This window comes from Cyanobacteriota bacterium (assembly GCA_025054735.1).
Taxonomy (GTDB): domain Bacteria; phylum Cyanobacteriota; class Cyanobacteriia; order SKYG9; family SKYG9; genus SKYG9.
Window position 1 is genome coordinate 1 of sequence record JANWZG010000083.1, and the last position, 11,186, is coordinate 11,186.

The 11,186-nt window shown below is 48.1% G+C and carries 10 protein-coding genes; 1 reads left to right on the top strand and 9 read right to left on the bottom strand.

Annotated features, from left to right (window positions below; all coding sequences use genetic code 11):
• Nucleotides 1-460: 460 nt before the first annotated feature.
• The 9 genes from NZ772_05910 to NZ772_05950 form a co-directional block, all read right to left on the bottom strand.
• Nucleotides 461-769 (bottom strand): RNA-binding protein, encoded by a 309-nt coding sequence (locus NZ772_05910; GenBank protein MCS6813093.1) that lies wholly within the window; start codon nucleotides 767-769, stop codon nucleotides 461-463.
• Between the two features lie 223 nt (nucleotides 770-992).
• Complete coding sequence (pheA, locus tag NZ772_05915; protein MCS6813094.1) at nucleotides 993-1,841, bottom strand: prephenate dehydratase; 849 nt, start codon at nucleotides 1,839-1,841, stop codon at nucleotides 993-995.
• Nucleotides 1,842-2,240: 399 nt separating this feature from the next.
• Nucleotides 2,241-3,326, bottom strand: a complete 1,086-nt coding sequence (locus tag NZ772_05920; GenBank protein MCS6813095.1) for a Fe(3+) ABC transporter substrate-binding protein — start codon at nucleotides 3,324-3,326, stop codon at nucleotides 2,241-2,243.
• Between the two features lie 675 nt (nucleotides 3,327-4,001).
• The gene (locus NZ772_05925) at nucleotides 4,002-5,030 is read right to left on the bottom strand and encodes an ABC transporter ATP-binding protein (GenBank protein MCS6813096.1); all 1,029 of its coding nucleotides are present in this window, start codon (nucleotides 5,028-5,030) and stop codon (nucleotides 4,002-4,004) included.
• Nucleotides 5,031-5,059: 29 nt separating this feature from the next.
• Nucleotides 5,060-6,247, bottom strand: coding sequence for a glycosyltransferase family 4 protein (locus NZ772_05930; GenBank protein ID MCS6813097.1), 1,188 nt, complete (start codon nucleotides 6,245-6,247; stop codon nucleotides 5,060-5,062).
• 7 nt (nucleotides 6,248-6,254) lie between these two features.
• On the bottom strand, nucleotides 6,255-7,160 hold the full coding sequence (locus tag NZ772_05935; protein MCS6813098.1) for an FkbM family methyltransferase: 906 nt from the start codon (nucleotides 7,158-7,160) through the stop codon (nucleotides 6,255-6,257).
• Nucleotides 7,161-7,239: 79 nt separating this feature from the next.
• Nucleotides 7,240-7,959: a class I SAM-dependent methyltransferase gene (locus NZ772_05940; GenBank protein MCS6813099.1), complete on the bottom strand. Its 720-nt coding sequence runs from the start codon at nucleotides 7,957-7,959 to the stop codon at nucleotides 7,240-7,242.
• A gap of 30 nt (nucleotides 7,960-7,989) precedes the next feature.
• Complete coding sequence (locus NZ772_05945; GenBank protein ID MCS6813100.1) at nucleotides 7,990-8,886, bottom strand: hypothetical protein; 897 nt, start codon at nucleotides 8,884-8,886, stop codon at nucleotides 7,990-7,992.
• A gap of 218 nt (nucleotides 8,887-9,104) precedes the next feature.
• Nucleotides 9,105-9,491 (bottom strand): response regulator, encoded by a 387-nt coding sequence (locus NZ772_05950; protein ID MCS6813101.1) that lies wholly within the window; start codon nucleotides 9,489-9,491, stop codon nucleotides 9,105-9,107.
• Between the two features lie 450 nt (nucleotides 9,492-9,941).
• Between NZ772_05950 and NZ772_05955 the strand changes: the two genes are divergently transcribed.
• Nucleotides 9,942-11,186 (top strand): RelA/SpoT family protein (locus NZ772_05955; protein MCS6813102.1); only part of this gene is annotated, 1,245 nt, incomplete at its 3' end.

Here is an 11,186-nt window from a genome sequence, read left to right on the forward strand (position 1 = left end):
GGTGCGAGGGGTTTGGCTAATGGGGTCTATGGTACAAACGACCGTGTTACTAGTGCCAAAGTCGATCGCCACAATTGTCATATGTCATAGCAATTGTCATATGTCATAGCAACGCTCTAAACCGTTAACCATGGCTCTTGAGTTAAAGGAAACTTGAAGCATTCTATCCCCTATCTAATCATTCTGAATGACCTAACATTACTTGACTAGGAAGTAGAGTAACAAAATCGGACGCAAGAGCAACCTCCTACGTCCGGTCATCAACGTGTTATGGATTTGTCCTCAGCTTAGCCCAACTAAACTCTGCACGGTTGCTACAAGTAACCTACAGTGCCGATTTATATCCAAGCTGTGAACGGATAGCGCTATGTGGCTAACTTTCGGAGAACTGGTAAACGATTCATAACCTTCTCCAGCCTAAAGCAACGGACATCGCTAAGGTGAACCATGTAATAGCGACTTAGTAGCGACGAGCACCATTGCGGCGATTGTTATTGTTACCCCAGCTTCCAGATGGACTGCGCTGTTCACGAGGTTTAGCCTTGCTCACCTTAATGTCGCGTCCCATCCACTCAGCACCGTCCAAGGCAGTAATAGCAGCATCTTCCTCTGTGTCTGACTTCATCTCCACAAAGGCAAAGCCCCGGAACCGCCCTGTTTCTCGATCAATTGGTAGCTGCACACGCCTAACAGTACCGTACTCCGCGAAGGTCTGCTCAAGGTCTTCTTGAGTTACTTCGTAGGGCAAATTCCCAACATAAATTGACATAATCACTAGGTCTCCGAAATTAGAAATGTAGAGAATTTAAATTCGGAGAAACAAATATCGGTGTAACAGGAGCTAATGGTTAGATCCAAGCGAACCGTGGTTTCAATGCCGAAGATAATTCTTACCCCTAAGACTATAACACATTGGCACTGGGTGTCTGACCCAAGTAACAGTTGCAATATGTTACAGATTAGCGATCCGGCCACCCTTACTGGGGATTTCCCTAGGGCAAGGCAGTCACAGTCAGTATTGAATAACTGCCAAAAATCTTTAGTGTTTCTGTGCAGGTTGCTAATTCCTGTAATGCTGACTGCACAGATGGTGTAGAGAGACTGCCTTCTAGGTCGATAAAAAACAAGTAGTCTCCTAGAGAGCGCTTAGTGGGTCGGGATTCAATCTTGCTGAGATTGATGTCTAGGTGGGCAAAAGCCTGCAAAGCCTTGACAAGTGCTCCTGGTAGGTTGGCAGGCAAACTAAAGGCTAGGGAAGTGTGGCTACCATGGGTGGAGGCTTGCTGACTAACAGCCCAAAACCTAGTGCAATTATCGGGGTAATCATTGATTGGACAAGCCAAGACAGGCACTCCATAGAGTTGAGCAGCCCGTTGAGACGAAATAGCTGCGGCGGTGCGATCGTCCAGGTGCCTAAGGGCCTCTGTAGTAGAGCTAGTAGGAATTAGGGAAGGATGATGAAGATTGGTTTCTAGCCAAATTTGACATTGCGCTAACGCTTGGGGATGGGAATAGACAGCACGGATAGTAGCTAAATTTTCTCCATGGGAAAGCAGCGCATGGGTAATAGGGAGTACGATCGCCTGCTGGATTTGCAGGTTATCTAACTGCCACAAGGTATCTAGCGTGATGGATACACTGCCTTCGATCGAGTTTTCTACAGGCACAATTGCATAGTCTACGTTGCCAGCAGCCAGAGATTGCAAGGTTTTAGCAATGCTAGGATAAGGCTCCAGGGTAACAGAGGTTTGTCTTCGTTGCTGCAACTGATCAGCATAGACCATTGCTGCGGCTTCAGCGTAGGTGCCCGTAGGCCCCAGATGGGCAATTGTGATAGGCATAACAGCAGGATCCAGCAGTAATAATGATGCAGCTACGACAGCAACTAAAGATTTCCAAAGACTTAATGTCACTGAATCTAATGTCACTATTCCAAGGAGTTCCAGATCCCTGGCCTCCTCAAGAAGCTAGGAGTATGGGCGCTCCATGCAACCTTTTTCAGTGCCGTTTACCAATAGCTGCTATTGGGATGAGTCTACATCAAAACACTCCAGCATGTAGCTTGTAATCATCCTATCCATAAAGAAATTGAAAAAGCCCCTCTCTCAATAGGGACTTATCCATCAGGCAAACCTCGTCAGCACACTGCCACGCCAAAGATTTGCAGGTTTGTTGGATAACAAAGAAGAGAGGAGCTTAGAATGAAAGTGAGACGAAACCTTTACCAGGCAACCTTGGTACTACTTCCAGCCTGCACGATCCATAATCTTGAGAGCCTCTGGAGTATTCTTGCCAATCGTCGCCATACTGACTCGATCGCGCTTGAACCGCCCATAGCTTGCTAATACAGGATCCAACGGTACATCAGCCAACACTGGATACTCATTATTGCTGCTGGCGAAGATGACTTGCGCTTCTCGACTTGCCAAGTGCTCTAGGAAACTGATAGCAGCCTCTCGGTTACGCGATGTTTTGATCACGCCACCGCCGCTGAGATTAACATGGGTGCCTCGATCGTTTTGATTGGGGAAAAACATGCCCACCTGATTAGCCACCGACTTATCTTCAGCCTTGCTAGACTTTGCTAGCCGTACCAAATAGTAACTGTTGCACAAGGCAATATCCCCTACTCCGGCTGATATAGCTCTAATCTGAGCCGTATCATTTCCCTCTGGCGGACGAGCAAAGTTGGCAACTAGCCCCCGTGCCCATTCTTCAGTTGCCGCTGCTCCACGGGCTGCAAGCACAGAAGCTGTTAGCGATTGATTGTACACATGGCTAGATGTCCTAACCAACAACCGTCGCCGCCACTTGGGGTTAGTCAAATCCTCATAGGTTGACAAGTCTGATGGTCTTACCTTTGCCTTGTTGTACATAATCACCCGTGCCCGCTGTGATAGCCCAAACCACAATCCATCGGGATCACGAAACTCAGCGGGAACCAATCGAGACAGTGACGCAGAGCGCACCGGTAGGAAAAGACCAGCATCTGCCGCCCGCCATAGCCGTGCAGCATCCACGGTAATTAGCACATCGGCTGGGCTATTAGCACCCTCGCTCTTAATCCGCTCAATTAACGCATCGGCTTCAGCTTCCACTAGGTTCACCTTAATTCCAGTCTTGCGAGTAAAGCTCTCATAGAGCTGGGTATCAGTATCGTAGTGCCGTGCTGAATAAAGATTGACTACGCGGTCAGTCTGCGCGATGTAGGCTGGAGCCTGCCGTCTTACCGTTGGTGGTGTAGCTAGTGCTTGCTGTCCCCATTTCCAGGCTGCTGCTGTCATCGCACCACTAGCAGCCAAAAATGCACGTCGTGTTGTTTTCATATCTTCGACTTATTTAGAAATAGTTGCAATTATCAACCGTACTGTTGAAGAAAATCTTACCACTAATGCAACTAATTCTCATCTTTAGAGAAAGTTTTATGCCAAAAAAGTCTCTGGACTAGCTAATTGAGGGATTGAACAGCACTTCCTGTGAGGAAATCCCAAAATATATCCCTTGCAAACCAATGTACAGATGATGCATATAAGTTGCAGTATTACACTCTAGTCCACTTCTCCATACTACGGCTACGGATAGCTTGTAGTATGGACTCAAGTCCTTATTACAAACTAATGGGTTCTGTTGCTAGCCTTTGGAGAATTGGTATAACTCCCCATGCTATAGCTACAGATAGCTTGTGGCGGGAACAAATTTTGACTACAAACTAGGGGCTTAATGTAATTCTTATTAGAGAGTTGATCAAATGGTTCGGACATTCTTGAGATAGCTCGCCCAGCCTGCGGGAGGCAAGTACATCCCCTAACCCCAAAAGAGGATATCGGGAGCTAGATTAAAGTCCTCTCCCTCTTTAGCCTTAAGACACAACAATGAAGGCAAATGCTAACAGTACATTGCAGATTTCCAGTACTTTCAAGCGTTGTTGCATAGCATTGGGTGTAGCGTTGTTATAACCCAGGGTCAGCAAATTCCTAATCTTCAAATTCTCTTGAAGACAGCTATGGCTTAGATGCAGCCTCTGACTGTGACTCTGTGGCTGACGGGACTGTCTCCTCTGGGGCAGTTGTGTCTTGATCAGTCACATCTTGAGTTGTGAGTTGCAAGAATACATCTTCTAGAGTAGCGCGGGTGCGGCGCAGTTCGTAGAGTCCTAAATTGGCTGTAACTAACGTCTGGGCAATCGCAGCCCCTACATCAACGGCAGGCTCTAACAAAATTTGCAATTGGTGGTGGTCTGGTGGCAACGTAGCGCTGGCAGCAGAGACAATCTCTACGGACTGCACGCCTGGAATTGCTTGTAGTTGTTGTAGAGCTACAGTTACGTCACCTGCAACTTCCACCTCGTAGCCTTTGCTGCCTGCTAGCTGTGCTTCTAAGTTGCTGGGAGTATCGGTTGCTACGATGTGGCCTCGATTGATGATAGTGATGCGATCGCAAGTCATCGACACTTCCGGCAGAATGTGGGTGGACAAAATCACCGTGTGTTGTTCCGCTAAGCTCCGAATTAAGTTACGAACTTCAATAATTTGTCGTGGATCTAAGCCCACTGTCGGCTCATCCAGAATAATGACAGGCGGGTCATGAACAATCGCTTGAGCAATGCCCACCCGTTGCTTAAAGCCTTTGGAGAGCTTGCGGATGAGCACGTCGCGCTTTTCTTGTAAGCCACAGCGTTGGATAGCTGAGTCTACCCGCAGGGGACGATCGCCAGCACTAATGCCTTTGATACTGGCAACAAAGCCTAGGAAGCTCTCTACTGTCATGTCTAGGTACAGGGGAGGCGTTTCTGGTAAATAGCCAATGCGCTGGCGTACAGCTAGGGAATCTTGATGGACATCGTAGCCTGCTACTACCGCGGTGCCACTGTTGGCCGGTAAATAGCCAGATAGGATCCGCATGGTAGTGGTTTTTCCAGCACCGTTAGGGCCAAGAAAGCCTAGAATCTCACCAGTTTTCACTGAGAAACTCACATCTTGAATGGCGGGATGATCACCATAAACCTTGTACAGATGTTCAACTTCAATCACAACAACCTCTCCACCAACAAAAGGCTTACCTAATTGATGCTCCGTCTTTCATTAGTAGCATACCTGTGGGTCATGTAGGTGGTGAGAGTGTTGGCGGCAATCTCGCGCCAGCGGAACTTACTGGCAACTTCCATGGACTGATGAGCCAACTCAGCGTAAGCAGATGGGTGCATTGTCAGCACATTGACCAATTGCTTGCAGAAAGCAGTACGATCGCCTACAGGTGTTAGCCAGTTGTCTCCTGGAAGGTGATGCAGCATTTCCCTCGGCCCTGGCACATCATAGGCAATAACTGGAATACCAGCAGCTAGTTTTTCTAGCACAGAAAAGCCAAACCCTTCCATATAGCTAGGAAATGCCCCCACCGTGGCGCAACTCAGCAATTGCGGTAATTCACTACTGTCATAGCTAGGCACTACAGTAATCCAGTCACAAGGGGGTAAGCCACAGTCTGACAACAGGCGCTCTGCGCCAATACCGGTGCCCAAAAACAGGAACTGACTCTGAGGACAACGATCGCGGACATAGCGAATAATGTCACCCCAATCTCTAGACCCCTTGCGTGGTTGCCAGCCACCAATGAAGACCACGGTTTGATGGGCATGACGCTCAATTGCAGGCTGACTAGCCCTACTGATTTCCGCTAGACGCTGATCAGACAGTCCAAAGGGAAACACAACCGTCTTTTGTCCCAAGCCCATTCTGTCCCGCAGATATACCAACTCATCATGATTGGGCACATTGATTAAGTCGCAGTGTTGCAAGCTGCGGGGATAGTTACGGGCATTGCGCTGCTGCATCCATTCCACCATCATGCCCTTGGGAGAAAATTTACGCCCCCGCCACTGCCGCTCCAATCGCAAAAATTCATCCACAAACACGTACAGGCCAACGGTACGGGCTACTAACAGTCCTTGAATAGCTAAGTCTCGCTTGGAAAAGGGCAGATTGCCTTGATGGGCATCAATAATGTCAAAGGAGTGGCCATGGCGCTGCACAAAAGTCCGTGCTCGTTGGGGAAAGTCATCCACTAGCCAACTCAGGCGAGATATGCCCTGAGGGTAAGCATCTTCTTGGCTAAACTTTTCAACTTGGTGACCGAGTTTGCGCCATTCCTCGGCAATTTCTATCTGCACACGGGAACCACCAGCATTGGGATTCCAAGGCATGTGGCACACCATGAGAATGCGTAAGGGACGGTCTGTCAACAATGTCATGGATACGTTAGGTAATGATTTGCTCGTGGACAAGCCCTGCGGGGGCGCGATCGTAGCCGGTTACATACCCCGTGAGGATCCGCACATACCCCAACTGACGCAAATAGGCTTCCATAGCCGCTTGTTCCTCTGACTTAGCTGTTTCCCAAAAGACTGTGTGAATAGCATGGCGCTCAAATAACGGCTTGCAACTCGCCAAAATTTTAAGATCATAGCCTTCAGCATCTACTTTAAGAACATCGACCGTGGTTTCGCCATACTTGGCTAGCAGCGCTGCTAAGGTAAGCATTGGCACTTGCCGTGCTTGGCCAGTGGGGTCATTGGTGACAACCTTGCTCAACATGGTCGGATCTCCAACAGTATCCACTAGGGCAGTACCCTCATAGTCGCCGATGCAGCCAGCAAAAATCTGAAATCGGGATTGGTAGGGTTTTAGGTTCTCCTGTAGCAGTTGAACGTACTCACTGACAGGTTCTGCCACGATCGTCCGAGTAGTAGCACGTTTTGCTAGCCACAACACAGGGTAATAGCCAAAGTTTGCACCAATATCTACCAGCAAGCCATCTCGCTCTGGCGCTTGTATCAGGTCTGTAAGCCGATCTTCGTAATAGCCACTAATGGCGAAAAAGCGACCACTTAAGCAATTGGGGTTAACCGTTACCCGGACTTGGGGAAATTGGCGAGGGTAAGCACAGCGCCAGCGATCAATCGCCACGCTAGTGAGGGGAAATTCTTCTAAACAGACCCACGTAACAGGAAACGCCAGTCGATAGGGCAGTTGCCGAATGAGTCGTTTAAGCATCTCAAGGGCGCGATCGTTGCCCATTAATCTCTTTAGCAGCCGTATAGTCGCCCGTGCCAATTGTTGCTTCACACTTCGCGATTCGGTTGCCCCTATATCTGCCATGGTCATGGTTTATTCAGTAAGTTTTAGTATAAGCAACAGAGACACCAGTGAGATTACAGTAAGCTTAGAATTCCCAGCCTAGGCATCAGGAGGGCGATCGCTGGGCCAACACCACCAAATCCCAAGGCTTACCCAAGGGCATCAAGCGATCGGCGTAGCCCATTGCCAGCAACAGAAACCGAGGAAACACACTCCGCTTACGCCTGCCTAGGGTTACAAACTGCCATTGCCACAGGTGATAGAGCAATCGTTTCCACAGGTAGAAACAATATCGGTGACGCAACACCTCAAACCCATGGCTAATTAGTAACGCAGTCAAGTCTTGGAGCGTATAGCCCTCACGCACATGTTGCGGATCCGGAGGAGCAGGTGGTGTGGGTACACTAATCAACAACAGACCACTAGGTTTAATGACTCGTGCCAATTCAGCCACAGCCATGACATCGTTATCAATGTGTTCAAGCACCTCACTACACAAACAAGTATCTACCGTTGCTGACTCTAGAGGCAACGCGGTAAGGGAGCCAGCCATGGCTTGATGTCTAGGATCCCGACGCTGCTGGGGAATTGTTGGGCAGACTAAATCTAGGTTGATAATTGTCTCCACTGCTGGAAAGGATTCTAGAAATTCCGAAAACAACCCCTCACCACAGCCCGCATTCAAACATAGCCCCGTAAATGCATATCCTGTCAGCACTTGTTGAAACACCGCCCTTTGGATCAATAGTCGGGCCTCGTCAACCCAAGCAGGTTGAAGGGCACGAGCCAGAACAGTCTTACGCAGAGACTTAAGCAGATTAACCATGAGTATCAATACAGGGTAAGCTCAACCGACTCAATAGGCATCGCGCCAAAATAGATGTTTGCCACCTGCGTAATGGCGAGCGTGGGCAACAACTCGCTGCCTTAGCCTAAAATTATCGCTCATTGTTGTGGCAATCATATCCGACGACAGCCATTGTCCCCCTGTTTGCCAAAATGCATAGGCAATCAAGGTTTGTTCTAAGTGACACGTGGCATGAGCTGCATATGATAGGAGCGTTGATAGCAGGTCTGAAGTCAATGTCTGCACCAAGACCCCCTGGGGATAATAGACTAGACCACAATTGAGCGGTTCTCCCTCGAACAGTTGCGGTTCTGCCAATGTGGCTGCTACTTCAAAATCATAGGTGCGGGCATAGTCTTGTCCAGAGAGGATGGTTGGTGTCTGGTGTCGTTGCTGTTGCAAGGGGGTAAAAAAATCACCAAACCACAGCACATCTGCATCCGTGAGGAGGATGTCAGCATGGAGATTAGCCGCTAGGGTGATGGCAAATTTCTTGGCATATCCACCATAGTAGCCAGAGTGCAACCATGTGCGGATAAAGTGCTGATAATCGCTAGAAAGCTCTGTTAGTAGTGTTTCCCAATGAAAGGTTTGGACATCAGGAGGCAAGTTAGGAAACCAGTGATTTAAGGCAATGCAGGCTTGATCAGAATCGCCAATTAGCCAGATCGGGGGACGAGTGGTCGCATTTATCATCAGAGTGCGAAGGCAGTACGCTAGCAATGGCATGTCCACGTCGCGGGCGATCGCCACCAGTGTAGGTAATGTTGGATCCAGCGGTCGCCAGTCAACTTGTGGAGGTTGGCGAGACTTTAGTACCCGCAGAATGTTGCAGTATCCATAGAAGAAACGATATTTCAAACTTTCTCGGATTTGGGAGATGAAACGTAGCAGATTTTTATGCATCAGCTCTTGGTATCCATAGGTCTAGACAACTCTGAGGACAGCAATCAATCTATACCAGTCTCCAGACGCATGGTTTACCAGCGATCGGCACCTTGTCCAGACCAAAATGGTATAAACCAGGTCTTTAGCGAGATTATGCCCTTGGTTAAACCGCAACAACCGACAAATTTCCAGAGCAGTTGCTGGTCAAGGAGTCATGCTCATGCTTATGTCCTTCTCTAACCAACTTCTAAGCCCAACACTTCCCTGGCTTTGGCTAATACTTCCCTTGGGCGAAAGGGCTTGGTCATATATAGGTTAGCGCCAACATCAAGACCTTTTTGCTTATCAAACTCCTGCCCTTTTGCCGTCAGCATGATGATGTAAACATCACTCATTCCCAAGTCGTGCCTAACAGTATTGCACACCTCTAGTCCACTCATCTTAGGCATCATCACATCTAGAAACACCAAATCAGGACGCTCAGTGGTAATAATCTCTAACGCTTGCTGACCATTACTGGCAGTTACTAACTCTACATCTTCATCCTCTAGCTTCTCTAGAGCCTGCTCCATCAGGATTAGAATATTAGGCTCATCATCCACAATCAGCACTTTTTTAGTCATAGTTACTACGATCGCTGCTGTCATCTAGTTTAGTAGTCGATGAAAACCCACTGTAAGATTAGTCACTCCTGAATTGTTAACGCCTATCCTAACCCTATCAACTGGAAATGCTGTAAAATCTCCGCCGACAGCTCCAAACCTGAGATTGCTATCTAGCTTCAGGTTCACCTATTGGCCTATACAATTAGGCGATAGTTAGAGTCATTAAGATTTATTACGGAATTTCGTCAAAATCGTCTAGCATAGGATTAACTGATAGTTCCCAAGCCTGATGGATGATGCGCTCCTCAGTGGAGTGTCGGTATGTTTACCTAGTCAAACTAGCCATACCAAGCTTGATGACTTGAGTGTAACAATTCATTGCAGGTTGTTTGCCTGGTTCTTTGGACAGTTCAGTACTGATGGTTATCTCTGGCTTTATGGTTCTTTTGGGGTTGTTAGTCTGCCAGTATGAATGTTGCTGCCTCTATTGAACATGATTCTGTTGAACATGATTCTGTAGTAATTCCAGATTGGCTTCAAGAGTGCTTTTTGGAGGTTAAGGGAACGCGGGCTGACTGCAAAACTCTGTCTGCTTGCCCACTGTCTGATGCATCTCCTCCCCCAACAGATACTGGTTTAATCTGCCGAGCATTTGAATTTGCCTATCGACTGCATGAAGGGCAATATCGTGCATCTGGTGAACCTTACATTGCTCATCCGATCGCTGTTGCTAGCCTCTTGCGCTACTTGGGCGGTAGCCCCACGATCGTTGCCGCAGGGTTACTGCATGATGTTATTGAAGATACCGATGTCACCCCAGAACAACTAGAGCAAGAATTTGGGGCCGAAGTCCGACAATTAGTTGAAGGGGTAACGAAGCTCTCAAAGTTTAACTTTTCTAGCAAAACAGAGCGCCAAGCAGAAAACTTTCGCCGCATGTTTTTGGCCATGGCCCAAGATATTCGGGTAATTGTGGTCAAGCTGGCTGATCGTCTTCACAACATGCGCACCTTAGAATACCTCCCAGAAGATAAACGCCGGAGCATTGCCTTAGAAACGAGAGAAATCTTTGCTCCGCTTGCCAATCGGCTGGGTATTGGTCGATTCAAGTGGGAACTAGAAGACTTAGCGTTTAAGTATCTAGAACCCGATGCCTACCGAGAAATTCAGGGGCTAGTGGCTGAAAAGCGTGCCGATCGAGAAGAGACTCTAGCCAAGGTAGTTGATATGCTGCGGGAACGGCTGGATGCAGCAGGGGTGCCCTATGTTGACATTAGTGGTCGCCCCAAGCATCTCTACAGCATTTACCTCAAAATGTCTCGGCAGCAAAAGGAGTTTCATGAAATCTACGATGTTTCCGCCGTCCGCATCATTGTTAATGCTAATTACGAATGCTACCGAGCATTAGCCGTTGTGCACGATATTTTCCGTCCTGTGCCAGGACGCTTTAAAGACTACATTGGTTTACCAAAGCCAAATCGCTATCAGTCCCTCCATACAGTTGTGATTGGGGTTAATGGTCGTCCCCTAGAGGTGCAAATTCGCACTGTAGAGATGCATCATATCGCGGAATACGGGATTGCCGCCCACTGGAAGTATAAGGAGTCTGGTGGGGCTAGCACTGGGCAAATGAGTGGTATCGATGAGAAGTTTAGCTGGCTGCGGCAACTGTTAGATTGGCAAAATGACCTTAAGGATGCCCAGGAATATCTA

What these genes read in the sequence shown, in the direction of transcription:
- NZ772_05945 (MCS6813100.1), bottom strand. Translation starts at nt 8,886, where the DNA reads ATGCATAAAAATCTGCTACGTTTCATCTCCCAAATCCGAGAAAGTTTG.
- NZ772_05920 (MCS6813095.1), bottom strand. Translation starts at nt 3,326, where the DNA reads ATGAAAACAACACGACGTGCATTTTTGGCTGCTAGTGGTGCGATGACA.
- NZ772_05940 (MCS6813099.1), bottom strand. Translation starts at nt 7,959, where the DNA reads ATGGTTAATCTGCTTAAGTCTCTGCGTAAGACTGTTCTGGCTCGTGCC.
- NZ772_05935 (MCS6813098.1), bottom strand. Translation starts at nt 7,160, where the DNA reads ATGACCATGGCAGATATAGGGGCAACCGAATCGCGAAGTGTGAAGCAA.
- NZ772_05910 (MCS6813093.1), bottom strand. Translation starts at nt 769, where the DNA reads ATGTCAATTTATGTTGGGAATTTGCCCTACGAAGTAACTCAAGAAGAC.
- NZ772_05930 (MCS6813097.1), bottom strand. Translation starts at nt 6,247, where the DNA reads ATGACATTGTTGACAGACCGTCCCTTACGCATTCTCATGGTGTGCCAC.
- NZ772_05950 (MCS6813101.1), bottom strand. Translation starts at nt 9,491, where the DNA reads ATGACTAAAAAAGTGCTGATTGTGGATGATGAGCCTAATATTCTAATC.
- pheA (MCS6813094.1), bottom strand. Translation starts at nt 1,841, where the DNA reads ATGCCTATCACAATTGCCCATCTGGGGCCTACGGGCACCTACGCTGAA.